General features: G+C 62.4%; 18 protein-coding genes. 4 read left to right on the top strand and 14 right to left on the bottom strand.

Annotation, left to right across the window (positions count from 1 at the left end; genetic code table 11):
- Positions 1–4 precede the first annotated feature (4 nt).
- Genes VGN46_RS06970 through VGN46_RS06950 form a run of 5 tightly spaced genes read right to left on the bottom strand, consistent with a single transcriptional unit; the run spans position 5 to position 4942 of the window.
- The gene (locus VGN46_RS06970; RefSeq protein WP_331642090.1) at positions 5–1324 is read right to left on the bottom strand and encodes an L-fuconate dehydratase; all 1320 of its coding nucleotides are present in this window, start codon (positions 1322–1324) and stop codon (positions 5–7) included.
- A 49-nt stretch (positions 1325–1373) separates the two neighbouring features.
- Positions 1374–2231 carry a fumarylacetoacetate hydrolase family protein gene (locus VGN46_RS06965; RefSeq protein WP_331642088.1) on the bottom strand — a complete coding sequence of 286 codons (858 nt, stop codon included), beginning with the start codon at positions 2229–2231 and terminating at the stop codon, positions 1374–1376.
- A gap of 10 nt (positions 2232–2241) precedes the next feature.
- Positions 2242–3081: an SDR family oxidoreductase gene (locus tag VGN46_RS06960; protein WP_331642086.1), complete on the bottom strand. Its 840-nt coding sequence runs from the start codon at positions 3079–3081 to the stop codon at positions 2242–2244.
- Positions 3078–3962: an amidohydrolase family protein gene (locus VGN46_RS06955; protein WP_414675232.1), complete on the bottom strand. Its 885-nt coding sequence runs from the start codon at positions 3960–3962 to the stop codon at positions 3078–3080. Before VGN46_RS06955 ends, VGN46_RS06960 begins: the two co-directional genes overlap by 4 nt.
- Positions 3908–4942, bottom strand: coding sequence for an aldo/keto reductase (locus VGN46_RS06950; RefSeq protein WP_331642082.1), 1035 nt, complete (start codon positions 4940–4942; stop codon positions 3908–3910). Before VGN46_RS06950 ends, VGN46_RS06955 begins: the two co-directional genes overlap by 55 nt.
- A gap of 377 nt (positions 4943–5319) precedes the next feature.
- Here VGN46_RS06950 and VGN46_RS06945 point away from each other — a divergent pair, with 377 nt between their 5' ends.
- The 3 genes from VGN46_RS06945 to VGN46_RS06935 all read left to right on the top strand — a co-directional run bounded on the left by VGN46_RS06945 (position 5320) and on the right by VGN46_RS06935 (position 10792).
- The gene (locus tag VGN46_RS06945; RefSeq protein ID WP_331642080.1) at positions 5320–8034 is read left to right on the top strand and encodes a TonB-dependent receptor; all 2715 of its coding nucleotides are present in this window, start codon (positions 5320–5322) and stop codon (positions 8032–8034) included.
- A 65-nt stretch (positions 8035–8099) separates the two neighbouring features.
- Positions 8100–9740 carry an alpha-L-fucosidase gene (locus tag VGN46_RS06940; protein ID WP_331642078.1) on the top strand — a complete coding sequence of 547 codons (1641 nt, stop codon included), beginning with the start codon at positions 8100–8102 and terminating at the stop codon, positions 9738–9740.
- Entirely contained in the window at positions 9737–10792 is a 1056-nt protein-coding gene (locus VGN46_RS06935; protein WP_331642076.1) for a glycosyl hydrolase family 18 protein, read from the top strand. Before VGN46_RS06940 ends, VGN46_RS06935 begins: the two co-directional genes overlap by 4 nt.
- Before the next feature lie 80 nt (positions 10793–10872).
- Here the strand turns inward: VGN46_RS06935 and VGN46_RS06930 are convergent, their stop codons facing one another.
- The 8 genes from VGN46_RS06930 to VGN46_RS06895 form a co-directional block, all read right to left on the bottom strand.
- Positions 10873–13443 (bottom strand): TonB-dependent receptor, encoded by a 2571-nt coding sequence (locus VGN46_RS06930; protein WP_331642073.1) that lies wholly within the window; start codon positions 13441–13443, stop codon positions 10873–10875.
- Between the two features lie 77 nt (positions 13444–13520).
- Entirely contained in the window at positions 13521–16580 is a 3060-nt protein-coding gene (locus tag VGN46_RS06925) for a pectinesterase family protein (RefSeq protein WP_331642071.1), read from the bottom strand.
- Positions 16581–16793: 213 nt separating this feature from the next.
- A complete protein-coding gene (locus VGN46_RS06920; protein WP_331642069.1) occupies positions 16794–17960 on the bottom strand; it encodes an ROK family transcriptional regulator in 1167 nt (388 codons plus the stop codon).
- Positions 17961–18027: 67 nt separating this feature from the next.
- Positions 18028–19110 carry an ABC transporter ATP-binding protein gene (locus VGN46_RS06915; RefSeq protein WP_331642067.1) on the bottom strand — a complete coding sequence of 361 codons (1083 nt, stop codon included), beginning with the start codon at positions 19108–19110 and terminating at the stop codon, positions 18028–18030.
- The gene (locus tag VGN46_RS06910; protein ID WP_331642065.1) at positions 19107–19997 is read right to left on the bottom strand and encodes an ABC transporter permease subunit; all 891 of its coding nucleotides are present in this window, start codon (positions 19995–19997) and stop codon (positions 19107–19109) included. Before VGN46_RS06910 ends, VGN46_RS06915 begins: the two co-directional genes overlap by 4 nt.
- Positions 19998–19999: 2 nt before the next feature.
- Entirely contained in the window at positions 20000–20887 is an 888-nt protein-coding gene (locus VGN46_RS06905) for a sugar ABC transporter permease (RefSeq protein WP_331642063.1), read from the bottom strand.
- A complete protein-coding gene (locus tag VGN46_RS06900; RefSeq protein ID WP_331642061.1) occupies positions 20884–22212 on the bottom strand; it encodes an extracellular solute-binding protein in 1329 nt (442 codons plus the stop codon). The genes VGN46_RS06905 and VGN46_RS06900 overlap by 4 nt, the downstream gene beginning before the upstream one ends.
- Complete coding sequence (locus VGN46_RS06895; protein ID WP_331642059.1) at positions 22209–22919, bottom strand: DUF1868 domain-containing protein; 711 nt, start codon at positions 22917–22919, stop codon at positions 22209–22211. The genes VGN46_RS06900 and VGN46_RS06895 overlap by 4 nt, the downstream gene beginning before the upstream one ends.
- A gap of 168 nt (positions 22920–23087) precedes the next feature.
- On the opposite strand from VGN46_RS06895, the gene VGN46_RS06890 reads away from it, so the two are divergent.
- The gene (locus VGN46_RS06890; RefSeq protein ID WP_331642057.1) at positions 23088–24242 is read left to right on the top strand and encodes a hypothetical protein; all 1155 of its coding nucleotides are present in this window, start codon (positions 23088–23090) and stop codon (positions 24240–24242) included.
- A gap of 34 nt (positions 24243–24276) precedes the next feature.
- On the opposite strand, the gene VGN46_RS06885 is transcribed toward VGN46_RS06890, so the two are convergent.
- On the bottom strand, positions 24277–25650 hold the full coding sequence (locus VGN46_RS06885) for an alpha-L-fucosidase (RefSeq protein WP_331642055.1): 1374 nt from the start codon (positions 25648–25650) through the stop codon (positions 24277–24279).
- Positions 25651–25674: the final 24 nt, after the last annotated feature.

The raw sequence follows: 25674 nt of genomic DNA, 5'->3' as shown, positions 1-25674 counted from the left end.
GGGTTCAGCCTCCTGCTGCCAGGGGCAGCTTGCGCCACACGATACCATCGGGAAACAGGTGGTCGCGCACGGAGGCGGTGTGCATTTGCGCCGAGAAGCCGGGTGCGGAGGGTGCCATGTAGCGGCCGCGCTCGATGCGTACCGGGTCGACGAAGTGCTCGTGCAGATGATCCACGAACTCGATGGCGCGGTCGTCCTTCTTGCCGGTGATGGCGATGAAGTCGGCCATGGCCAGGTGCTGCACCAGTTCGCACAGGCCCACGCCCCCTGCATGCGGGAAGACGCGGACACCAAACTTTGCAGCGAGCAGCAGAATCGCGAGGTTATCGTTCACGCCACCGACGCGTGCCGCATCGATCTGGATCAGGTCGACCGCTTCCGCCTGCAACAGCTGCTTGAAGATCACACGGTTCTGGCCATGCTCGCCCGTGGAGATAGGCGTCGGTGCGACGGCGCGACGGATCGCCGCGTGGCCGAGGATATCGTCGGGGCTGGTCGGTTCTTCGACCCACGCCAGGCCCACGCTTTCCAGGGGCTTCAGCCATTCGATGGCGGTAGCGACATCCCAGCGCTGGTTGGCATCGACCGCGATGGCAATGTCCGGCCCCACGGTCTCGCGTGCGAGCTGGCAGCGGCGGATGTCGTCTTCCAGTCGCAGGCCGACTTTCAGCTTGATGGTGCGGAAGCCATCGTCGACGGCCTGGCGGGCCAGGCGCTGCATCTTCTCGTCGCTGTAGCCGAGCCAACCTGGCGAGGTCGTGTAAGCGGGATACCCCTCGCGCTCCAGTTGCGCGATGCGGGCCTGCTTGTGCGGCTCCGCTTCGCGCAAAATCGCCAGGGCCTGTTCCGGTGTCAGCGCATCGGTGAGGTAGCGGAAATCGATCTGCGCGACGATCTGCTCGGGCGTCATGTCGGCGATGAAACGCCATACCGGCTTCCCTGCGCGGCGCGCGGCAAGGTCCCACGCCGCGTTGATCACCGCGCCGATCGCCATGTGCATCACGCCCTTCTCAGGGCCGAGCCAGCGTAGCTGCGAATCGCTGTTGAGCTCACGCGCGAAGTCACCAAGGTGGTCGGCGATGCTCTCGACAGAGCGGCCGACCACCATGTGCTCCAGAGCAGCGAGGGCGGCGGTCTGCACCTCGTTGCCACGGCCGATCGTAAACACGAGGCCGTAGCCGGCCAGGCCATCCGGGCTATCGGTGCGGATCACCACGTAGGCCGCCGAGTAGTCGGGGTCCGGGTTCATCGCATCGGAGCCGTCGTGGTCCAGCGAAGTCGGAAAGCGGACATCGTATGTGTCCAGCGCCGTGATAATTACCATGTAATCCGGCCTCCCGAGCCGGCGATATGTCGATCCGTCATGGACGGGGTCAGCCCTGTCGCCCAGGGTGGGCTACGACGCGCTGGCGCTGGCGCCCGAGGCCTTCGATGCCGAGTTCAATCACATCGCCGGGCTTGAGGTAGGTAGGTGGTTTCAGGCCAAGGCCGACGCCGGCGGGCGTGCCGGTGCTGATCACGTCGCCCGGCATCAGGGTCATGTAGCGGCTGATGTAGCTCACCAGGTGCGCGACGCCGAACACCATGGTCCGCGTGTTGCCATCCTGGTAGCGGTGGCCGTTGACCTCGAGCCACAACGCGAGCCGCTGCGGATCGGCCACGTCATCGCGCGTGACCAGCCACGGGCCGATCGGGCCAAAGGTGTCGCAGCTCTTGCCCTTGACCCACTGGCCGCCGTGCTCCAGCTGGAATTCACGCTCGGAGAGGTCGTTGATCACGGCATAGCCGGCGACATGCTCGAGTGCCTGCTCGACCGATACATCCCGGGTGACCTCACCGATGATGACGCCAAGCTCCACTTCCCAGTCGGTCTTTACGGAGCCGCGCGGAATCACCACGGTGTCGTTCGGACCACCGATCGCGGTAGTCGCCTTCATGAACAGCACGGGCTGTTCGGGCACGGGTGCATTCGTTTCCGCCGCGTGGTCGGCGTAGTTCATGCCCACGCAGATCATCTTGCCGATGCCTGCGACCGGTGCGCCGTAGCGTGGCGTACCTTCGACCAGGGGCAGGGTGCTTGCATCGATCGCGGCGAGGCGGCGCATCGAGGCGTTGCCGAGCGCGTCGCCCGACAGATCGGTGATCACGCCCGAGAGGTCACGCAGGTGGCCATTGGCGTCGACAAGGCCAGGCTTTTCGTGGCCGGGGGCACCGTAGCGGAGCAGTTTCATAAGGTCGCCTTCAATTCGACCAGCCACCATCCACGACGTGGATGGTGCCGGTGGTAAACGAGGATTCGTCGGAAGCCAGGTACAGGGCGAGCGCGGCGATTTCACGCGGATCGCCAAGGCGCCCCATGGGCTGGCGCTCGGTGAAGCCACGCCACGCGGCTGCTTCGTCGCCGCCCAGCGCGCGCACTCGTTCGCCCAGCGAGGGCGTTTTCACGGTGCCCGGGCAGATTGCGTTGCAACGCACGCCACGGCCCACGTAGTCCGCGGCGATGGAACGGGTGAGGCCGATGACCGCCGCTTTGGTGGTGCCGTAAGCAAAACGGTTCGGCACACCCTTGATGCTGGATGCCACCGAGGACATGTTCACGATGCTGCCCGTGCCGCGCTCCAGCATGCCCGGCAGCACCGCGCGGCAGGTATGGAACATGCTGTCCACATTGATCGCGAACGAACGCCGCCAGCCCGCGTCGTCCGTATCCAACAACGTGCCCGCATGCACATAGCCCGCGCAGTTGAAAAGAATATCGACGGCCCCGGCCTCGGCGACCACCGCAGCGATCGCCACCGGATCCGTCACATCCAGCCGCACCCCACGAACACTGCCCGCCACCGCCCCGCCGTCCGCCGCTCCGCCACCCTGTAGGAGCGCGCTCGCGCGCGACCCCTCAGCCCCCAAGGCCGCGAACGATGCCACGAGCGCATCAAGCCCGGCACCATCAATATCGGTAGCAATCACCGTCGCCCCTTCAGCTGCAAAGGCCAACGCCGTAGCACGCCCGATCCCCGCACCCGCGGCAGTCACCAGCGCGCGTTTACCTGCAAGACGGCCGGACGAACGAACTGAAGTCATGGACTGGTCCTCACATCAAGGGAGTAGATATCGAGCGCGTTGCCGCCAAACACGGCCGCTTCCGCACCGGGTGCATGGCGCCGTACGAGCTCAAGAGCACAGGCCTTCCACGCGCCATACGTGGCCGCCGTGGTCACCACGGGCCAATCGCTGCCCCAGATCAGCCGCGAGCTGCCAAAAACATCAAAGAGATGCGTGGCGTAAGGATCGAGCGCCGTGACATCGGCACCGCGAGTGGTTTCGGTCGCGAGGCCAGAAAACTTGCAATACACATCGGGCATCTGCGCCAGTCGCGCGATCGCACTCGCCCATTCGGCGAAGTTGCCTGCATCGATATCGGGCTTGGCCGCATGGTCGATCACCGTGCGCAGGCCAGGGTGTTTTCCGAGCCGCTCGAGTAACGGGCGCAGGTGGCGGCCGTCGATCAGTGCATCGAATACAAGCGCACGGTCGCGCAGGTGATCGAACGCGTGATCCAGTGCCGGTGACAGCAGCCACCCCGAATCCGGGATGTCCTGGATCATCGGGCGGATCCCACGCAGCAAGCCGCCACCTTCAGCGATAAGCTGGTCGATGCGGTCATGGACGTTGGCCGCTTGCATGTCCACCCAGCCAACGACCCCGAGCGTGCCGGGCGTCGCGCGGGCCAGCTCGAACAGGAAGCGAGTCTCGTCTTCGCTGGGCGCCGCCTGGACGAGCATGCATGCGTCATCGCCGCCGACCAGATCGGCGGGAAGAAACGCGCGCTTCAGCGATGGCGGTGCCCCCGCGAGCCAGGCGTAGTCGAGCCGCGCAGGATCCCAGTAGTGGCGGTGCGCGTCGATGATCACGGCGTGGGCACACCTGCACCGATGATGCCTTCCTCGCGCAACGCCGCCCATGTACTGTCGGGCACGGCGGCCTTCTGTCGCTGCAACGCGATGTCGACCTCGGCAACCGAGCGCAGGCCACAGACCACACTGGCGACCGCCGGGTGAGCCAGTGGAAACTGCAGCGCGGCGGCGCCGACATCGGCGCCGGTGCGGTGGCAGGCATCGTAAAGGCGCCCCGCGCGCTCGCGCACCTCGGCCGTCGCCGGCGCATAGTCATAGGTATCGCCCGGTCGGTCCGGATCCCCCAGTAAGCCTGAGTTGTAGGGTCCGGCGACAAGCACCGCGACGCCATCGGCGGCAGCGCGCGCCATCACCCGAGCACTCGCTGCCTGCTCGAACAAGGTGTAGCGCCCCGCCAGCATGATCGCGTCCAGCGGGAAGCGCGGCATCACGTCCAGGCACACGGCTTCTTCGTTCACGCCTATGCCGATCGCGCCGACAAGGCCTTCGTCACGCATGCGCGCCATTTCCGGCAGGGCTTCATCCAGCGCCTGGGCAAGCACTTGCGCATGGCGCTCACCGTGGGTGAGCGCACCGATGTCGTGCAGGAACAGGATATCGATAGTGTCCGTACGCAGGCGACGCAGGCTGGCCTCGAGACTGCGCCGCACGCCCTGGCGGCTGTAGTCGAAGCGGGCAACGAGGCCATCCACGGCAAAACCATCGGCCTGGCCGCTGCGGCCCTCGGCGTCTTCGATCAGGCGCCCGACCTTGGTAGACAGGGTGAAGCTGGCGCGGGGCACATCGGCCAGCGCGTTGCCGAGGCGGCTCTCGCTCAGGCCGAAGCCGTAATAGGGTGCGGTATCGAAATGCCGGATGCCACCTTCCCACGCACGCCGGACCGTGGCTGCTGCCGCCGCCTCGCTCACCGCCGTGTAGAGGTTGCCGAGGGGAGCGCCACCAAAGGCAAGCGGGGAGAGCGTGGACAGCACCGGTTGCCTCCAGGTGGGCGATGGGGCGGGGATCTGATTCGCATTCTGCGGCGGCATCGGGGCTCCTGGGGCGTTCGGGCGCGTACGCTGAACGGCTGCCCATTTATAAATACTACGTTTATAGGTGAACTTGTCTAGAGGTGGAGTACGAAATTTCGTGGACGTCCTAAGAAATTTCGTGCGGCGTTGCATCTTGCAACCAGACGGTCATATCTGAATACTGAGTTCGCCAGTGAACCGAAGCGTAGGCGGAGTGCGCCTCTGGAATGACAGCGTTGCCGGCGTGGGGTCGGCAGGGGTGTCACCACCGGTGTAAGGGTCGGAAACGCCGCGCCACCACCAGTGGCCCGGTATCCAAGTAGACGAACACGCACGGCCCAGCGGGCCAGGATGCGTGCACCTGTAAGAAACTTGCCTCGGGGGAGACAACCCATATGACGATCAGCAAAACCTTGCTCTGCGCGAGCATCCTATGTGCCCTGGCGACGGTCGCCCACGCGCAGGACGCGGCCCCGGCCGCGACCGCGACCGGCACCACCAACACGAACACGCCGAAGACCGCCCAGCAGAAAGCCGCCGAGAAGGAGGCCCAGAACCTGCAGGAAGTCACCGTCACCGGCTACCGCGGTAGCCTGGAAAAGGCGATCGACATCAAGCGCAACGCGAATGCCGTGGTCGATGCGATCAGCGCGACCGATATTGGCAAGTTCCCGGATACCAACGCCGCTGAATCGCTCTCGCATCTCCCCGGTATCACCGTGGACCGCCAGTTTGGCGAAGGCGAGAAGATCAGCGTGAACGGCACCGATGCCGCGCTCAACCGCGTGCTGCTCAATGGCCAGACCATCGCTTCGGGCGACTGGGGCGGCAACCCGACCGATACCAGCGGCCGCACGTTCAACTATTCGCTGCTCTCGCCCGAGATCATCAGCCGGATGGAGGTCTACAAGTCGCCCGAGGCGCGGATCGACGAAGGCAGCATCGGCGGTACGGTGATCATCCATACGCGCAAGCCGCTGGATCTTCCCGCGAACACGCTGCGCGGCTCGCTTGGCTACAACTACAACGACCGTTCGGCCCAGGGCAATCCGCGTGGGTCGGCGCTGTGGAGCTGGAAGAACTCGGACGATACGTTCGGCTTCCTGACCAGCGTGACCCACGATAAGCAAGACCTCTCGCGTGCGGGTATCGAATTCTTCGGCTACACCACGGGTGCCAATATCACCGGCAACCCGACGGTCACCGGCGACCAGAACTACGCCAACGCAAAGATCCCGGTGGGTATCAACAGTGCGTACTTCCAGCAGACGCGTGAACGCAACGGCCTCCAGTCCGCGCTGCAGTGGCGCCCGGACGACCGCAACGAGTTCAACCTGACGGGCCTCTACGTCAAGGGCAAGTACGACAACTTCAGCGAATCGCGTTACGTCTGCCCAGGTTGCGGTGACCTGAACAAGCTCACCAACATGAATGTCGCCAATGGCTACATCACCTCCGGCACGGTCTCGGCCGACACCGGCAATGGCCAGCCCTATGCGGAGCTGGATGCGAACTACCGCAAGACCGAGGTCTCCACCAAGAGCCTCAACCTCCGCCACGATTTCAATGGCGATGAGTGGGTGTTCACCAGCCAGGTCGGCTACACCAGCGCGAGCGGCGGCAAGGATCCCGAGTACCTCATGAAGTACCTGCTGCAGAGCGGTGGGTATAACTTCGGTTACGACGGCCGTAATACCAGCGTGAACTACCAGAACGGTTCGGCCGCCAACTGGGGCCTGCCGGCGTCGCCAGCCGGTTCGCCGCCGGGCGATACCTCGCTGCCCGGTTCGAACCAGGCGGGCGGCATCTACTACGAGCAGACCACTGACCGCGAGCGTTATGCCCAGTTCGATGCCTCGCGCGACCTCGCCTGGGGCCCGATCAACCAGATCGAGATGGGCGTGAAGTACACCAACCACTTCAACGGCACCCAGTCACGCGGCAACCGGATCAACACCACGGATGCGATCTCCCTGCTGGATTTCCAGCCGGGTAGCACGCCGGGCTCCTTGTTCGATGGCCTGCACGCCAACGGCGACCTAACCGACTGGCCGACGGCGAACAAGGGCAGCGTCATCGACTACCTGAATTCGCTGCCGCAGGGCCCGTACAACTTGAACTACCCGGCGATGTTTGGCGTCGCGGAAGTCACCAAGGACGCGTACGTCCAGATGAACTTCGAATCGGGCAAGTGGCGCGGCAACGTCGGCGTGCGCTACGTCGATACGAAGGACACCTCGAACTACTACGTCAACAGTGATGGTGGCTCGTACCAGCGGGTCTCGAACAGCACGCACTACTACAAGCCACTGCCCTCGGTGAACGTGGCCTACGACCTCGATGAAGACAAGGTGCTGCGCTTCTCGGCGTCCAAGGTCATCGCCCGTCCGCGTTACTCCGACCTGGCTGGCGCCACCTCGCTGAACGGTGCCGCGACTGGCAACTTCACCGCCAGCGCGGGCAACCCCGACCTGAAGCCGTACCAGTCGACCAACTTCGACCTGTCGGCCGAGTGGTACTTCGCCCGGGCCAGCCTGCTCTCGGTCGAAGGCTTCGTGCGCAAGATCGATAGCTACATCGTCACGACGACCACGGATCGCACGATCACGGATCCGACCACCGGCCAGACGAACCTGTACTCGGTGACCTCGCCGGTGAACGCGTCGAACGCCAAGGTCTCGGGTCTGTCCGTGATCTACCAGCAGGACCTTGGTGCCGGCTTCGGCATCCAGACCAACTACACCTACAGCAAGGCCACCACCCACGCGGATAGCAACGGCGACACCCTGAACCTGCCGTACCTGTCCAGGAACACCATCAACATCATCCCGTATTACGAGCACGGCCCGTGGTCGGCACGCATCAATTACAGCCGCCGCTCGCCGTACTTCACCCAGGTCGGCCGCCTGAACTCCAACGTGTTCTCCGACGCGTATAAGGAACTGGATCTCAGTGCGTCATACCAGGTCAACGAGTGGATGGGCGTGACCCTCAGCGCGACCAACCTCCTCGATTCGACCTATTACCAGTACGCTGACATCAAGTACGCCCCCATCGGTGAGTACAAGAGTGGTCGTACCTACTCGATGACGCTTAACTTCAAGCTTTAGCGCTTACCGGCGTCGCCGTTCCCTGCGGCGCCGCCGGTTCTTTTTGGCTATTGAGGAGTTCCACCATGCTGCGACGGCTCGCCCCCTACCTGGCCCTGGCATGTCTCGCCATCCCCTGTAGGAGCGCGCTTGCGCGCGATAACCCGCCCACCTCACCGACCGCCGCCACGGCCGCGACCGTCAGCCCCCAGGCCCAGGATCTCGCCTGGCAAAAAGCCTCCGCCAAGTTCGCCCCCGCCCGCAAGGCGATCCTCGCCCAGGTGGCGGGGCATGTTTCTGACGGCCCGTTCCGCCCCGACTGGGCCTCGCTGAAAGGCTACCGCTCACCCGCGTGGTACGACGATGCCAAGTTCGGCATCTTCATCCATTGGGGCGTTTACTCGGTGCCCGCCTTCGGCAGTGAGTGGTACTCGCGCAACATGTACCAGCAGGGCACCAAGGAATTCGCCCACCATGTAGCCACGTATGGGCCACAGTCCCGTTTCGGCTACAAGGATTTCGTGCCGATGTTCAAGGCCGAGCATTTCGATGCGGATGCGTGGGCTGCGTTGTTCCGCGAAGCCGGTGCCCGCTACGTGGTCCCCGTGGCCGAGCACCACGATGGCTTTGCCATGTACGACTCGAAGCTCTCCGACTGGACGGCGGTGAAGAAAGGCCCGAAACGTGACGTGATCGGCCTGCTCGCTAAGGCAATCCGTGGGCAGGGCATGCATTTCGGCATCTCGTCGCATCGTGCAGAGCACGACTGGTTCTTCGATGGTGGCCGCCATTTCGATTCCGACGTGAACGACCCGGCCAACGCTGAACTCTACGGCCCGGCCGTCGATCACCTGAGCAAGCACGACGAGATCCTGGCCGATGACTGGACCTACGTCTCGCAGTCGTGGCTGGATGACTGGCTGGCCCGAACGGCGGAGATCATCGACGACTACCACCCGGACCTTATCTATTTCGACTGGTGGATCGGCCACCCGACCTTCCGCAACACCTTGCCGACCCTGCTCTCGTACTACTACAACGAGGGTGCGAAGCGTGACGGCGTGGTGGTGAACTACAAGCTCGGCGACTTTCCCGAGGGCGCCGGCACGCTGGATATCGAGCGCGGCCAGCTCACCGGGATCCACGCGACCCACTGGCAGACCGATACCTCGATCAGCAACGATTCCTGGGGCTATGTCGAACACGACACCTACAAGTCACCCACCTTCATCATCCATCTGCTCGCCGATGTCGTAAGCAAGAACGGCAACCTGATGCTCAACATCGGGCCGCGTGCCGATGGCACGATCCCGCAGGGCGCGCAGGATACCTTGCGCAGCATCGGTGCCTGGTTAAAGGTGAATGGCGAGGCGATCTACGCCAGCAAGCCGTGGCGCGTTTACGGCGAAGGCCCGACCGAAGTGGTGGGCGGCACCTTCCAGGATACGAAGACCAAACCGTATACCGCCGAGGATTTCCGCTTCACCACCGGCAACGGCAAGCTCTATGCGATCGAGCTGGGTTGGCCTGCGAAGAACAAGGTGACCGTGCATACGGTCACGCCGGACGAGAAGGTGACCCGCGTGGAGCTGCTGGCCGATGGCAGCCATGTGCCGTTCACGCAGGATACCCATGGCCTGCACCTGACCCTTCCCCCACACCCCGTTGGCAGTGATGCGTATGTATATCGCATCACCCTGGCGGCGCCGCTTAAGGTTTCCCCATGAAACGATGGCTTTACCCGTTGTTCGCCTGCCTGCTCTGGATGCCGCTCTCGGCCTTCGCCAAGAACCCGGTCGCGCTGTTCTACATGATGGAGTCGCAGAAATCGATCGCGTCGTTCGAGGCGCATGTCGACAAGATCGATGTGCTGGTGCCGACATGGTATGGCGTGGACGAGAACGGCCTGGTCTCCGGCGGCCCCGACGCGTACGTGCTGAAGATCGCAAAAGCGCACAAGCTGCCGGTGATGCCGATTCTTTCGGCCGGTGGCGACCGGGAGAAATTCCACAAGCTGCTCGGCAATGAGGCGGCGAAGAAGGTGATGATCGCCAGCATCATCGAGCAGGCCAAACTGCATGGCTTTAGCGGTTACCAGTTCGATTTCGAGAACATCGCGTGGACCGACCGTGATGCACTCACGCTGCTGACGAAGCAGACCTACGAAGCGCTGCACAAGCACGGCTTGCAGCTGAGCATGGCCGTGGTGCCGAACGCGCCGGGGTATGCCGGGCATGGCGCCTTCGGCAAGTGGATGTGGGAGTACTGGCGCGGTGCGTACGATCTCGAGGCGTTGTCGAAGGTGCTCGACCTGGTTTGCCTGATGACCTACGACCAGCACACGCGCTGGACGACGCCCGGCCCCGTGGCCGGTATGCCGTGGGTGATGGAGCATCTTGAGTACGCGTTGAAGGTGGTGCCGAAGGAGAAGCTCTCGCTGGGTATCGGCCTGTACGGCTACCACTGGTATGCCGGCAATCCAGTCGGTGCGGATGGCAAGGAGAACTCGAACATCTCCGCCGCCTACATCGACGCCGACGAATCGTTCCCGCTGGCGAAGGAAATGGGCGCGACGATGCAGTGGGATCCGGTCGAACACGAATCCTGGTTCTACTTCTACCGTGACCAGATGCGCGAGTGGGTCTTCCTGCCCGATGCCCGCGCCTTCCGTGATCGCTATGACGTGGCGAAGCAGCGCGGCCTGCAAGGCTTCTGCGCCTGGGTCCTCGGCGCCGAAGACCCGAAGATCTGGGACGAACTCCCCGACGCCGTGCGCTAACTTTGTAGGAGCGCGCTTGCGCGCGATGGGTGCTTGCGACACGCCCCATCGCGCGCAAGCGCGCTCCTACAGAGGCAACGTCAGAAGTTATACCTGGCCTGAAAGTTCACCTCACGCCCTTCGATGGATCGGGCGAGAATGACCCCACCCGTCGTAGCCGAACCCAGGATGCGAGCGTTACCTTCGGTCATACCGAGTTGGTTGGTGACATTGGTTCCCCGCAGCGAGAGGGCCCACGTTTTGCCCACATTGGCGATCACGCCGAAGGCGATGTCGTAGTAGTGCCCCAGCGGCTGGAGTTCTTGCTGGTCGCTGTAATGATTGCCGATGTACTCATAGGTGACCCAGAGATCCAGCGAACCCCAGCGGGTAGGGATGTCATAGGACGGGGTGAGGCGAGCCTGAAAGGTCGGCTGCCTGGCGAGCTGGTATCCGTTGAAGTTGTTCTGCTTGCTGCAGATCACCTGGGTGGTTTCGCCTTCGTAGGTGTAACAGCCTGAACTATGGGTGTACTTCGAATCCTGATAGTTACCGGAAAGCAATACTGATAGGTGATCGACGGGCTTCAGCGCAATATTGAAGTTGATGCCCTTTGCATCGGTCCCATAAAGGTAGGAAACCGTTTGCGTGGTGTTGCCCACGGCCACGAGAAGACTGGATGGCACGCCACTGAACAGGCGTCGATAGGCGGAGATGTCGGCATATATCCAGCCTGCTTCATACTTGAAGCCGAGCTCCATGTTGTGCACCTTTTGCACGGGCGTGTTCGGCAGGTTAGCCAGGTCGGTGAACGAGGGAAAGTGAACGCCATCGCTCAATCGGGCGTAGGCACTCATGTGCTCGTCAAAGGAGTAGTTGGCCCCCAGCGTCCACGACGGAGCCGATTTCCCATACCGGATGACCTTGGCCCCCGGCACACGGTAGCGCGACTTGTTGTTGTACAGGGTGCTGGGGTCGTCATCCAGGTCGCCGGTGGCGACGTTATCGATCGTCGCATGAAGCCGCTGGTACTCGCTGCGGACGCCAGCGTCGAAAAGCCATTGATCTATTTTCCAGGTATCCGTCAGGAAGAACGCCGTGTTAGTGCCCGTCCCCGGGATATGCTGGGCAGTTGTCGGCCCGCTTGTGAAGCCTTGCGGGCTCGCCAGTTCCCATGTCCGGGACCCATCGCCGACGGATACGGCAATCGGTGTGGGATTATTCTTTGCCTGGAGCAGGATGTTGCTACCCTGGATCGCAAGCTCGTTCGAGCTGTACCCGGTTAGGTAGTTTCCCAACGTCAAGGTGTTGCCCTCGAACAATTCCTTGCTGAGGTGGAATTCGTTGCTGACTGCATGGAACTGCTGTCGCACATAGCGGAGCTCCTGCGTCAACACGTTCTGGCTCATGGGCACCTGGCCACCCGTGGTGTAGGTCGCTGTTGCCGTTAGTCCACCGGGCAGGTTGTTCGCAGACTCCGCGTTCGCGATGTACGCGGAAAGTGGCGTGGGATTGAGGCCGGTACTGTAGAAAGCCACCATGCTCTCGGTGCCGCCATTCACACCCAGCTTGTCCGAGATCGTCCAGCCGTTGCCGAAGTCCCAGTCGAAGTTTGCCCCTGTCATGAAAACATCGGGTCCACGACCATCCGCCATGTCGACGTTGATCCCACCGGGTGAGCATCCCTGGGTGAAGCAGGGCGTGGTCTGGAGAAACGTATGCTGATTGGCCCGGCTTCCCATCGTTCCCGTCAACGGGTCGAATCCCGGGTAGCTTGAAAACTGGCCGCGGCTGGGATTCAGGACGGGCGTGTCGGTCACGAACTGGTTTTTGTCGTTCAGATAGCGCGCAAAGAACATCAACGAACCGCTGTCCCAGTCACGGGTCAGCGTGGCCGTGATCTGGCCACCGTCATCGGCGCGATATTGCGGATCACGCACACCATCGGATTGCCGGTAGAAGCCACCAAGGCTTCCGTACCAATGACTATCCTTTCCTAGTGGAAATCCGACGAAGCCATCAACGCGGCGCAATCGCTCCGAGCCGATGGTCAGTCCGATGTCACCGGACGGCTCATCCGTACCCTGCTTCAGGATAAAGTTGCCGAACAGGCCTGGCTGTGCAGACCCATACAGGACCGAAGGGCCACCCTGGATCAACTCGGCACGTTCAATCGTGTCATCCAGGCGCAGCAGTGATGCCTGCTCAAGGTAGGCCAGGCCGGACATCGGATAGAAGGGCACACCCTGTAGTCCGAGGGTTACATACGGTGACTGACCGCTTCCCGGGAATCCCGCGACCTCGATGTTGGCACCGGTTTGTCCACCGGACGATTCGACGTGGACACCTGGCGATGCCTTCAACAAATCATTGGCACTGGTGACGTTAACCTTGCGAATCTGGTCCGCAGTCAATGACGTGACCGAATAGCTGGCGTCAAGTTTCTTGACGCCAGTGAGGGAGGCGTTACCGGTAACGACTACCTGGTCGAGGCTCTTCGCCTCGGTCGCGACGGCGGCCCCGGCGACGTGATCTGCCGGCTTTTTTTCCAAAGATGACGGGGGCGGGGCGGTTGGCGTGGCTTCCTGCGCCCACGCGCCACCCACGGCGAGAAGTATGGATGAGGCGAGCAATGTGCGTGAGATCGCGGCAGTCGTGGTGCGCAATGTCATGAGATGTCCCCAAAAGGTATGCGATGGAGATGGCCCTCCGCGTGGGAAGGGCATCTGGTTGCGGCGAAATGGGTGGCTTAAGGCCTCGTGACGAACGAGGTGACGACCATGGGGCTGTAGTTGCCGTTGTATGCCTTCAACGAGACCCAGTACGTCGTGTTGCGTTGTAGGTTGTTGAAGGTCCAGGTCGGCGTGGTGAAGCCGTTACTGGTTCCGGCGATGGAGCGGCCGGCATACACATCGGCCTCGCTGGCATACAGCGCGGTATAAATGCCGGCGTGTGCGACGCTGCTGTTGAACACGGGCTGGGCACCCTGGTCGGCAAGGGTAAAGCTCACCGTCGCGCTGTTGGTCGTTGTGGTCACCTGCACATGGTCCGGAGCGCTGGGGTCGTGCGACACAGGGGTCACCGACGCCGATACCGACGGCGCGCTTGAGCCCCTGGCATTGAATTCGCGCACGGTCACGGTCGCAGGCGTGCCGTTGGCCAGGCCGTCGATATAGCTTGCCGACGCATAAAGCGGAAGGGTGACCGGGCCGAAGGTCTTGCCATTCTGCGTGGCAGTCAGGGTGTAGCCCTGTTCGACCGGATTGGAAGGTTGTCCCGCCCAGTTCACCTGGATGTTGCCATTGCCAGCGGTGACCGAGGTAATGGAAGGTGCGGTCGGAACGCCTGCGGCAGGCGCCGGCAGCGGCAACACCTGGCTGGAGTTATCACCGGCGTAAGTCACTTTCGTCGGATCCCAGCTGTCGTTACCGGCGAGATAAGTCGCGGGCTGCAGCGCGGCGACTTCGCTGGTGGTCAGCGACACATTGCTTCGGGGCGACGTGCTTTCACGTTGGCTGATGTCAAATGCCGTCCACGTACCGCCAGCATCCGGGTAGAACGAGCCATATTCGCGGTAGGTCGAGGTGGGGAGATTGTTGGTCCCACCCTGCGATACCGGGGTGGGGATAAATTCAATCCACCCCTTGGTAACGACCTGGGAGCCCATCTTGGTATTGAGGAAGTAGGTGGTGGCGTACGCACCCCAAGGGCGGCCGAGCCATACGTTGGTCATGTACGGGCTGTCGAAAAGAAGCTGCGAGTTGTTGAATACGAAGCCGCTGTCTTCCACCGTGCTGGCCCGGTTCTGGGCGGTAATGGTAGCTTCCTGTGTCAGGTCGCCATGGACACGGGTCTTGATGTAGCAGCTATCGAACACGGCCTTGCCATTGCCAAAAATGTAATCCACATAGCCTTCGACATAGCAGTTGCTGAAGTACGCGCGTTTGCCGCTGCCAAGGTACAGCGTGTCCTGGCCGCCCAGTACGCGCACAGCGCGGAACACGGCGCGTTCGCCTATGTTGTACAGCGCCACCGCCTGGTTGTTAGCCTGGAAGTTGGGTGCCTCGTAGTCAGCGTTGTTCTGGATGGTCAGGTTGGCGGCATAGAAGTCGTTGCCGCTCACCTTGACGGTGTAGCTACCGCCGGTGCCTAGTGCCTTCCCGGCGGCATCGGTCTTGGCGGCATAGTCATCATTTGTGATCGTCACCTGCGAGGCGTCTTTTCCGACACCGATCAGCGCGACATTGGGTTGGGTGATGGTGAGCTTTTCGTGGTAGGTGCCGGGGCGAATCTGGATGATGGCGCCCGCGGACGTCACAGCAGCCAGTGCGGCGGTGATGGTCTTGTAGGCACCGCTGCCGTCGGCCGCTACTACCAGGGTGGGCTGGCTTCCGAGGATGACGCAAGGTTCGCTGGACGAACAGGGGACGTCGTTTCCAGGACGGTCACCCGGGAACTGCATGAGATATTCGATCGTCTCCTTCGGTTGGTCTGTAATGACGAAGCCGAAGTGGACGGAGTCATGCCAGAACTCACGGAACGGTCGATGATCCGCGCATCCCTTGCCGGCGCTGGTGTAGCTCGTCGTACCTGAATCACCGCATTCATTGGCATTCATGGGCGGGGAAAGCGGGCCGCAGATGCCACCCTCCCAGTACGTGCCCGCATTGCCCGCGAGGTTCGACGGCGATGTGTTGGGGCTGGCAACGGTGCACAGCTGTTCCGGCACGTAGATGCCGATCGTCAGCCCGTTGTTACGTAACAGCGTGAACAGGTCGTCAGAGCCGTGGTTCATGCTGCCCTTGAGGGTCTTGAGGCTGACCTCGGGCGACAGGACGTTGTTCTTCTGGTTATTCCAGTTGACCCAGCTATTCCAGTCATTCAAGGCCCAGGGCGATGCGCCACCGCCATCGTTGTCCGCCACCTTGTTCGAGGTGTATACCGGCATGATGAGCAGTTGTGCCAGCTGGGACTCGGTCAGTGAGCCGCCATAGGCCTGGTCATAGAAGTTCGCGGTCGCTTGGTAGAAGTCATGGGGGCCATCGAACATCCATGTCTGGAACTTCATGACCACGTGGCTCGCGACCCATTTGCCGTAGTCATCGTCGATGATCATGATGTTGGCGAGCATCGCGGCTACGTCGCGAATGTTGCCTAGCTGGCGCACGTCAAGAAAGACGAGTCCCTGATAGCTATCCTGCCAGAGCGCGACCATCGTTTCATCAAGTGACGAAGGGAAGGTCGCATCATTATTTGCTGGGTCATAGCAGACGCCGTTGCTGTTGACGGTGAGGCCGTAGCCATCGTTGCCGGTGCACATACGCATCCGCGAGATGTCGCTCCAGCTCGGCGTCTTCAGGGCGGGGTCGTTGCTTACGCTTTGCCAGCGATAAATGTCCGCATACTCTGGGCGATTGAGCATCCGGGTGAACTTCTCGTCATGCATGAGATACGGGACAAGGTCGCTGCTCTCGTAGACATCGAGTTCCATGCTCTCGATGCCGGCGTTCATCGTATTGACGGCCGAGCGGATGGTGTTCTCGGCATGATCTATATCTACGACACCGCGGTGAGCTGCGACGATCACGGGATTGCTCACGAGCTCCTGAAGCGGCGACGATTTGTGGACCTCGAGGATCTGGATGAGGCTGCTGGTGGTCTGGGGGTCAAGCAGATTGAAGTAGCCTGGCCGGTTGATATGGACGGTTGTCGTCTGTGCATGGGTAGCCATACTCAGGCCGGTCGCCATGACGGCCAGGGCCTGTGCAATGAGGATCGGACTGCGTTTGCGTTTAAAGACTGGGTTCACGGCAAAAGCTCCTGCATGGGTGATGGTTGGGCCGGCGTGGGCGTGGAGCGATAGATGGCTTGCTAAATCGGGCGCGCAGATGCCCGTCACGGCGCGCAGACGCCGATGTCGATGTGCGAATGGAATGTCCCCGTTACGATCGCTGGCGGCTCCCCCTCGAAAGCCGCCATCAACTGCTTTTGCCGTTACCGGCGCTAACCGCTGTTGTCGCGGTTACTCGAACAATCGCTCCTTCAGTGGTATTACGGCTGCTCCGATCGCCGATGCGTCACCATTGGCCTCCGCCAGGACGAGTTTGGGCCGATCCGGGCCCGCACCATAACGGTGGATATCGAGAAAACTCACGCGTTCGATGAGTGCGTGTCCGAGTGCCAGTGGCAGCTGCCCGCCGAACACGATGGCCGCTGGGTCGAACAGACCTGTCACGGCATTGATGGTCCGGTTGAGCGCCGGCAACGTCCGCTGTATCCATAGCTCGACGCCTGGCCACTGGATGTCGAAGCGCCGGCGGAGATCTTCAGCGGAGTCGACGTGAACACCGTGGGCATTCAGCTCGTCGATCAGCGAGCAAAGCGTAGGCCGGTGCGCGGCCTCGTCGGGTGTAAACAACGTAAGCTCGCCTGCGTTGCCGTGCGTGCCGAACAAGGGCTTGCCATCAAGCACGATGCCGGCGCCGAAGCCGAAGTTAAACGCGAGGTAGGCGAAGTTTTTCGCCCAGGATCCCGTTCCAAGCATACTTTCACCAATCGCGGCCGTGGTTGCGTCGTTCTCCAGCCAGACAGGCATATGGAAGGCTTCCTCCAGGATCGGTGCCAGATCAATCAGCGACCAGTCCCGCAGCGGCTCGGGCGCATTGACCTGACGCCGGCCCGCGACGAAGAAGCCCGAAATGGCAACGCCCATGCCAATGATTCGGTCGCGCGGCACACCGTTGCGCGCGAGGACGCGCTGCAGTACGTCATGTATCGACTTGAGCGACGCCTGGCGGTGCAAGGGCGCGGTGCGGAGACGTACCTCGTCAAGTACCTCGCAGCCTAGGTCTGCCAGGCACAGGATGATCGAATCCGTGTTGATCGAAACGCCTACTGCGTATGCCGCATCGCGCACGATATCGATCTGCGGACTGGGTTGCCCGCGTCCACTGCGCACGGCATCGCCGGCGCGCAGCAGGCCGCGTTCGATGAGTTGCTCAACCAGGCGATGGACGGATTGCTGGGCGAGATCGGTTTCCGCCGCGATCGCTGACCGCGCGACCGGACCCAGGCGCCGGACGATACTCATGATCAGGCGCTCGCTGGGTGACAGCACGAGATCGCCGAGCGGCGGCGTTCGACGTTCTTTTGGGCTCGCCGGTCGGTTGGCTTTACGCGGGGTGTTCATGAATCGATCGTGCTCCACGATGGAAGGTATGGGCCGGGCGGGCGGCGGGTCGACTGTGCGGAACCGCTCATGCTGGCACATCTCCGGTCGCGTGCCCGATCCGCTCGCCACTCGCCTTCTCGAACAGGGATATGGCCTGCGGAGGGAGGCCCACGCGCACGGTCTGGCCCGGCCTCAGGGTGCGAGGGCCGTGCTCGGTGACCAGAAGGCGTTGCTTGCCGAGGCGGGCGTAGATAACGCGATGGCTGCCGAGATCCTCCTGGGCCTCGACGGTAGCGTCCATGCCAGTCGTGGCGTGCAGGAGGACTGCCTCGGGACGAATACCGAGGACAACAGGCGTCGCGTTGGCCGTCCGCCGATCCAGGCGAACCTCACCGCCTCCCTCCACGGACAGGCGGTCACCTTCGTGTGTGGCATCCAGGAGGTTCATGGGAGGGGTACCGACAAAGCCCGCCGTGAACAGGTTTCGCGGACGATGGTAGAGGGTGGCGGGCGTGTCGGCTTGCTCAACCCGGCCCTGGTTGAGAAGGACAACCTGGTCGGCAAGCGTCATGGCCTCCACCTGGTCGTGTGTCACGAAGATGGTCGTCGCCCCGATCTCGTCATGCAGTCGGCGTAATTCCACGCGCATGTCGTGCCTGAGCTTGGCATCCAGATTTGATAGCGGTTCGTCAAAGAGCAGTACGCGCTGACGCCGTGCGATAGCTCGCCCGATGGCCACGCGTTGGCGCTGCCCACCCGATAGTTGAGCCGGTTTTCGGTCGAGCATCTCCGCCAAACCGAGGAGTTCGGCAGCCTCGTCGATGCGGCGCATGCGTTCGTGCCGGGCAAGGCCCTGGAGCTTAAGCGCATACCCGATGTTTTCACGCACGGTCATATGCGGGTACAGCGCGTAGTTCTGGAAGACCATGGCACAGCCGCGGCTTTGCGGCGGGACGCGGGTCATGTCGTTGCCACCGATGCTGACGGTGCCTTCATCGACGGTCTCAAGGCCGGCGATCGCGCGGAGCAAGGTAGATTTTCCACAGCCGGAGGAGCCAAGGACCACGGTGAACTGGCCGGCGGCGAAGTCGATGTCGAGTCGGTCGATGACCGTGCGCGAGCCAAAGCGCTTGGATAGCCCGCGGACCTGAATGGCCGGGCCGGTCACTTGCCCACCCCCGTTACCCCGCGGACAAACCAGCGCTGGGTCAGGCCAATCACCACAAGCGGCGGCGCCAGCGCCAGCAGGGCGGCTGCCATGACGAGGTTCCACTCCGGCGGCTGCCCCGTTTCGGTCGGGAGGAAGGTTGCCGTGCCAAGCGCAATGGTCTGCATCTCCGGCCTGCTGGTGGCAACCAGGGGCCACATATAGTCCTTCCACGTGGCGAGAAATACGATCGTGCCCAGTGCGGCGAAGTTCGCTTTCGACAAGGGGAGCAGGATGTCGACGAAGAATCGCCATGGTCCGGCGCCGTCCATGCGTGCCGCCTCCGCCAATTCGTCCGGGATCGTGAGGAAAAACTGGCGAAAGAGGAAGGTTCCGGTGGCGGAGGCCATCAAGGGCAACGACAGGCCGGCGTAGCTATCCAGCAGGTTGATGGACAGGTTTAACCGAAGGCCGGTAAGCCATTCCACGATGGTGCGCAGCGGGCTGAGCAGGTCGGAGGCCACCGCGTAAGTCGGAACGACGCGCACTTCCAGCGGAAGCAACAAGGTGGCAAACGTGCACCAGAAGACTACGTGGCGAATCCGCGAGTGAAAGTAGACCGAAGCGAACGCACTGGTCGACGCAAGCGCCAATTTTCCAGCGACGACAATGAGTGACACCGCACAGCTGTTGAGCAACATGCGCCCTATATCCGCCCGGTGCAGCACGGCCCCGAGGTTCTCCCAGAGACGATCGCCTGGAATGAGCGCCAGGCCGTGCACCAGGATCTGGTGGCTGGTGACGGAGGCGGAGCACACGGCGAGATAGATGGGGCCCAGCGCTGCCACGAGACCGAGGACAAGCAGCACCAGGGTTGTCGCGTTCAGGAGAGGATGACGTTCGACCATGGTCAGACCTCCCGCCTGGCTTGGCGTTCGGCCGTGATGAACTGAACGGCGCATGCCGCGAGTACCAGCAGCATCAGGATCATGGACAGGGCGGACGAGCCCGAAAGGTCGAGCCCGATAAACCCGTCGCGATAGATCTTGTACGCGAGGATATCCGTGGCACCGCCGGGACCACCCTGGGTCAGGGTGTCGACAAGGGCAAAGCTGTTCGTGATGGAGTCGATAAGGTTCATGGTGCCGACGAAGAAGAGCTGTGGGCGGATCAGCGGAATCTGGATATCGATGAAGCGACGCCATGGAGTGGCCCCGTCCATCGCCGCCGCGGCCATGTAGTCACCTGGAATAGCGCGTAGTGCCGCCACCAGTACGATGAAGTTGAACGGTATCTGCGTCCACGCGAAAGCACCTACGATCATGGCCATGGCCTGGGCGCCGATCAGGTGCGGTTGCCAGAATCCGGGCCACAGCGAGTTCAGATAGCCCATCACGCCGATGGTTGGATTGGCGGCGACCCGCAGGATCACACCGAGCACGGAACCCGCCACCGCATACGGCCAGATCAGCAGGTAGCGAAACACCTTGCCGCTGCGCTGGTGAAGTTCGACCATCCAGGCGAGACATAGCGCGATGCCGACGGATAGCCCCACGCCAAGCGACGAAAAGATGGCCGTGGTGCCAAGCGACGCGTAGAAGGCCGGATCCTTTAGTTCGCGCACGTAGTTGCCCGTTCCAACGAACGTCGAGCAGTGGCCGAACGGACACACAAGGTGGAAGGACCACCACAGGCCCTTGAGTGTTGGCCAGTAGAAGAACAGGGCGACCAGGGCCAGTTGCGGGAATCCAAGCGCGAATGGCGTCCAGCGGCCATGGAAGCGGGCGCTCGCTTTCATGGCGTCATCTCCACCGATCCTTCATACGTGGCCTTGAAGCGCTCCAGTAACTGGTTTCCCCGCACCTGTGCCCGGCCGAGGGCGTCGTCCATGGTTCCTTGTCCGGCCAGTGCCCGCTGTACTTCCTCTTGCCAGATCTGCCGGAACAGGGACATGAAGCCGAGCCGCGCGCCGACGTTATAGGCGTTCCCCGGGAGCGCCATCGACGCGAGCCCCACGCGAATAGCGTCTGGCTCGGTCGATGGGTTACTGGAGAGTTGCCGTTCTGCCTCATGCGTCAGGGGCAGATAGCCGGTCCGTGCCGAGAACGACAGCTGCTGTCGTGGCTCGCGCAGATAGGCCAGGAAGCGCGCGACAGCGGAATAAGCGGAGGGATCTTTTCCCTTGAAAACCCAGAGCGATGAACCTCCGACCGTATTGCCATAGTGCGTGGTGCCTGCATAGACGGGCAGTGGACCGACCTGGGCATCGACAAGACCGGCTTTGGCCACGATGGCGTAGGCACCCGTGGCATCGATCACCATGGCACATTCGCCATCGGCAAAGGCGAGGGTTTGATCGTTGGCATGCGTCATGATGGCCGGCAATAGCAGGCCCCTGGCATGCCACCGTGCAACGTCGCGCATGTATCGCTTGTGGATGCCATCGGCAAAGGTGTATCGCGCAGCGAGGCCATCGTGACCGTTATGGGCGCTGGCGATCGGTTCGCCCTGGGCTGCATTGACCTGCTCCAGCATCTTCCACGAGGTGTAGTCGGCCGAGGCCGGGCAGTTCTCGCCGTGTGCCTTCAGCCGTTCCAGCGCCTGCCCAAACGCCTCCCAGGTTTGGGGCAGGCTTGTGATGCCAGCGGCCGCGAGCTTCTGGCGGTTGGCATACAACACCAGCGTGGATGCGCCAAACGGCTGGGAGGCCAGGTGTCCGTCTGGCCCGGCATAAACGCGACGAACGCTCTCCAGGTAGTCGTCGACCGGCGCCGGGTGGCCCGTGTCACGCATGAGCGTCTCGACCGGATAGATGGCGCCGCTTCGCATCATGTCCGCCGTGCCGATATCCGGGATTTCGACAAGCGCCGGCTGTTGCCCGGCCCGATAGGCAGCCACTGCCTTGCGCATGGTCTGCTCGTAAGCACCCTGTGGCAGGCAGCGGACGTGGTCGTCGGGATGGGACTGATTGAAACCCGTACACATATCGTCGATGGCCTGCGCGTAAAGGCCTCCGTGCGCATACCAGAACTCGAAGTCCACGGCGTGGGTGGGCGGTGCGGCCGTGGCAGCCCATGCCACCACGGCGCAGGCAAGCCACCTGCGGGTCGTACGGCATGTCACGCGCCGCGCTCCTGGTGACGCAGGAAAAACAGGTTGTCGAAGGAGCGCATGTCGACGAACGTGCAGAACTCCGGTGCGCCAAGCGCGATAGGCCCCAGCGGCATGACCATTTCGGCGTAGAGGTCACTGTGAAACGTGAGGGCCTGCCTGACCTCGTCCTGGTCTATCGACTTCACCAGGTAGGAATGCGTCATGTGAAACACATAGTTGTCGTGCAACGACTCACGAAGTCCGAGCAACGCGGCGAGTCGGTAGCGCAGTTCCCGGAGCTTGCGGGTTTCCATGGCGTCGGCCGGGATTAATGACATCGCACCGATCTTTAGCTGGGCATCGGCCTCGGCGACTTTCATGCGCAACGGCAACGTACATCCCAGGTCGAACGTCCGCAGTTTCCCTGCCATATGGTTCGTGCATTCGTCCAGCGTCGCGTTGAGCGGAATGTCGGCGGGCCAGCTTCCACGCTGCCGCTCCCGTTCGGTGACGCCCTCGAACACGGTCATGTGGTAGCTCTCCGGCGGCAACATCGCCAGGGCGCCCGCATGCGGGCTCGTCCTGATCCGGTCCCGCACGGCGGTCAGCGCGTCCGAGAGTGGCGTGAACAGGGGGACGTGGCACAGCAACGTGTTGCCAGGGAAACGCAGCACGTTGCCGTGCGCGTCGAACTTCTGGTTCAGGTGAACGAGCGGTTGGTGGTATTTGCTGAACATGGATGCTTTTAGTGGGGTGGCCGCGTTCGCTTTGCATCTGGACATGACTAGCGCAGCCGATGCCTTCGGTTCGGGTGAGCCAGATCAGAATATCACTCATGATGTGTCATATTGTTGACAGGGATCGTGTGCCGAGGCAAGTTCCCCTGGGAAACGATTTGGCCTGAAATGACCTTGATTAACTTGGATATAATGCTTCGTTTCTTGGCCTTCGGGGTGGCATCAGGCGATGCGATGCGAAACATGACCCGATGGGTCATGGAAATACTGTCCATGATGAGTAATATGGTGGGCGGCAATCTCGCACGCATCCTGGGTACAGAACGCATGGCTTTTCGGCTCGACGATCGTTGGGTATGGGACTTTTGGTTTACACAGGAAGGAGGCCGTACACACCTGTTCTTCCTGCAAGCACCCAAATCGATAGGCGATCCTGACAAGCGCCACTGGCACGTATCGATCGGACACGCCGTGTCGGAGGATCTGGTGAACTGGATCGACGTGGGGGAGGTGCTACGCCCAGCCAACGCGCCAGCATGGGATGACTACACCACCTGGACGGGCACGGTCATTCGGGCGCCGCAAGGCCACTGGCTGATGTACTACACGGGCACGAGTCGTGAAGAAGATGGATTGGTCCAGCGCATCGGCGTCGCTTCGTCACTCGATCTTTTGAGCTGGGAGAGAGGGGCGAGCAACCCCGTGTTGCAGCTACCGGACAACACGTACTACGAAACGCTCGATAAGACCGTCTGGTACGAGGAGGCATGCCGCGATCCCTGGGTGTTCCCCGACCCCGATGGCCGCGGTTGGCACATGGTATTTACGGCACGCGAGCCAAGCGGGCCGAGCATCGGCCGGGGCGTTATCGGTCATGCCACCTCCGACGATCTGTACGAATGGACGCTGCAGCCTCCATTGTTCCGATCACACGTTTTCGCCCATATGGAGGTGCCACAGGTCTTCGAGTGGCAGGGGCACTGGTATTGCGTGTTCTGCACCGCCGCGAACCTGATCGACAACGACTATGCAGGCGCTGCGATGTCGGAGCCCATGACCGGGACACACTATCTGATGGCCGATCACCCATTGGGTCCCTGGCAGCTGGTTCCGGGTGATTTCCTGCTGGGAGATCCTGCGGGAAAGCTATATGCCGGTCGCGTGCTGCCCAGGCCCGATGGATCCATGTGCATGATGGCGTTTCTCAAGCATAGCGATGACGCCCGGTTCGTGGGTGAGCTGACCGATCCCCTGCCGCTGGCGATGAATGAGGATGGGAGCCTGAGCGTTGACGCCACGTCTGTCTTTGGGCCTTCCCTTTGACGTTACCTCACCCAGGCAACGTGCGCGTTGGATGTCAGGCGCCGACGTTGAAGAGCTTGAACTCGCGAATCCGGGCGGTGCCTACCGCGGACTGGATGTTCAGGCGGACCTTACGCGCCGTGACTGGCGCGAAGCGATCGATCTTCATGTGGCCGATGGCCTGGGCCTGGGCCACGGTTTTCCAGGCGTTGCCATCCCATACCTGCACGGCGTAGCCGTGAATGTTCTGGCCACTATCGAGCCATTCCATGCTCATCGCGTGGTCAAAGGTCACGTCGCGGCCCAGATCGACTTCAAGCGTCGCGTTGGCTGAGCCGTTCGGTGCTGACCAGAACGTCGTAGGGTCGTTGTCGAGCGCGGCGGCGGTGTTCGCATCCGTCGGCGCGTGCTTCGCCGCCAGGTTCGCTTCGTCGCCGTAACGCGCCTTCAGTGCCTTGCCGAAGTCGGCCAGGCGGCGCACATCGGCATCCGGCAGCAGACCATGCGTATCCGGTGCCACACCGAGCATCAGCTGACCACCGTGGCCCACGCTGCTTTCCCAGTTGGCCATGAGCTCATCGACGGTTTTCAGTGAGGTCGCGAAATCCGGCTTCGAGCTGAAGAACCAGTGGTCCTTGTGCAGCGGTGTATCCACCTCCAACGGGCGCCAACGCAATGGGCCGTGGCGGTCGATCACGTTCCAGTTCTCGCCTTCCACGATGCCCTGTTCATTACCGACCCAGCGGATATCGCCGTAGTCGAACAGGGCCACGTCGGCGAAGATCATGGCGTTGGTCTGGTAGGTGCGCAGCGTCTCCACATACTTCGCGAAGTCGTACACGTGGCCAGCGCTGCCGGCGCCATCCAGCCACCATTCGGTGAGCGGGCCATAGTGCTGCACCAGCTCTTCAAGCTCGGCGAGGTAGTACTTGTCGTAGGCGGCGGAATCCTTGTAGCGCGGATCGTGGCGATCCCACGGCGACAGGTAGATGCCGAAGCCCAGGCCGTTCTTTTTCGCGGCATCCGAGGCCATGCGCACGAGATCGCCCTTGCCGCCCTTCCACGGGCTGGCCTTCACCGAGTAATCGGTCTGGCCGGTGGGCCACAGTGCGAAGCCATCGTGGTGCTTGGCGACCAGCACCATGTAACGCACACCCGCGGCCTTGACGGCGCGTGCCCACTGGTCCGGATCGACCTTGTCCGGGTTGAACACGGAAGGCGCGGCGGTGCCATCGCCCCATTCGCGATCGAGGAAGGTGTTGGTGCCGAAGTGGACGATGACACCGAACTCCAGGTCCTGCCACGCGACCTGCTGTGGCGACGGCTTCACGTCGGTAAACGATTCGGCCTGCGACAGGGTCGGCAGCGCGACGAGCAGCGCGGCGGCGAGGGCGGTCTTCAGGCGGTGAAACGGGCGGTGCTTCAACATGGAACGGGGCTCCTTTGGGGGAAA

Origin of the sequence: Luteibacter sp. (assembly GCF_036500425.1) — a bacterium.
Lineage (GTDB): Bacteria > Pseudomonadota > Gammaproteobacteria > Xanthomonadales > Rhodanobacteraceae > Luteibacter.
The sequence above is the reverse complement of the archived record's forward strand: the minus strand, read 5'-3'. Positions and strand labels throughout refer to the sequence as shown.

Coding starts and splice junctions, on each gene's coding strand:
- VGN46_RS06970 (WP_331642090.1), bottom strand. CDS start 1,324: ATGGTAATTATCACGGCGCTGGACACATACGATGTCCGCTTTCCGACT.
- VGN46_RS06965 (WP_331642088.1), bottom strand. CDS start 2,231: ATGAAACTGCTCCGCTACGGTGCCCCCGGCCACGAAAAGCCTGGCCTT.
- VGN46_RS06960 (WP_331642086.1), bottom strand. CDS start 3,081: ATGACTTCAGTTCGTTCGTCCGGCCGTCTTGCAGGTAAACGCGCGCTG.
- VGN46_RS06955 (WP_414675232.1), bottom strand. CDS start 3,962: ATGGGCGGCGTTGCGCGAGGAAGGCATCATCGGTGCAGGTGTGCCCAC.
- VGN46_RS06950 (WP_331642082.1), bottom strand. CDS start 4,942: ATGCCGCCGCAGAATGCGAATCAGATCCCCGCCCCATCGCCCACCTGG.
- VGN46_RS06945 (WP_331642080.1), top strand. CDS start 5,320: ATGACGATCAGCAAAACCTTGCTCTGCGCGAGCATCCTATGTGCCCTG.
- VGN46_RS06940 (WP_331642078.1), top strand. CDS start 8,100: ATGCTGCGACGGCTCGCCCCCTACCTGGCCCTGGCATGTCTCGCCATC.
- VGN46_RS06935 (WP_331642076.1), top strand. CDS start 9,737: ATGAAACGATGGCTTTACCCGTTGTTCGCCTGCCTGCTCTGGATGCCG.
- VGN46_RS06930 (WP_331642073.1), bottom strand. CDS start 13,443: ATGACATTGCGCACCACGACTGCCGCGATCTCACGCACATTGCTCGCC.
- VGN46_RS06920 (WP_331642069.1), bottom strand. CDS start 17,960: ATGAACACCCCGCGTAAAGCCAACCGACCGGCGAGCCCAAAAGAACGT.
- VGN46_RS06910 (WP_331642065.1), bottom strand. CDS start 19,997: ATGGTCGAACGTCATCCTCTCCTGAACGCGACAACCCTGGTGCTGCTT.
- VGN46_RS06905 (WP_331642063.1), bottom strand. CDS start 20,887: ATGAAAGCGAGCGCCCGCTTCCATGGCCGCTGGACGCCATTCGCGCTT.
- VGN46_RS06895 (WP_331642059.1), bottom strand. CDS start 22,919: ATGTTCAGCAAATACCACCAACCGCTCGTTCACCTGAACCAGAAGTTC.
- VGN46_RS06890 (WP_331642057.1), top strand. CDS start 23,088: ATGACCTTGATTAACTTGGATATAATGCTTCGTTTCTTGGCCTTCGGG.
- VGN46_RS06885 (WP_331642055.1), bottom strand. CDS start 25,650: ATGTTGAAGCACCGCCCGTTTCACCGCCTGAAGACCGCCCTCGCCGCC.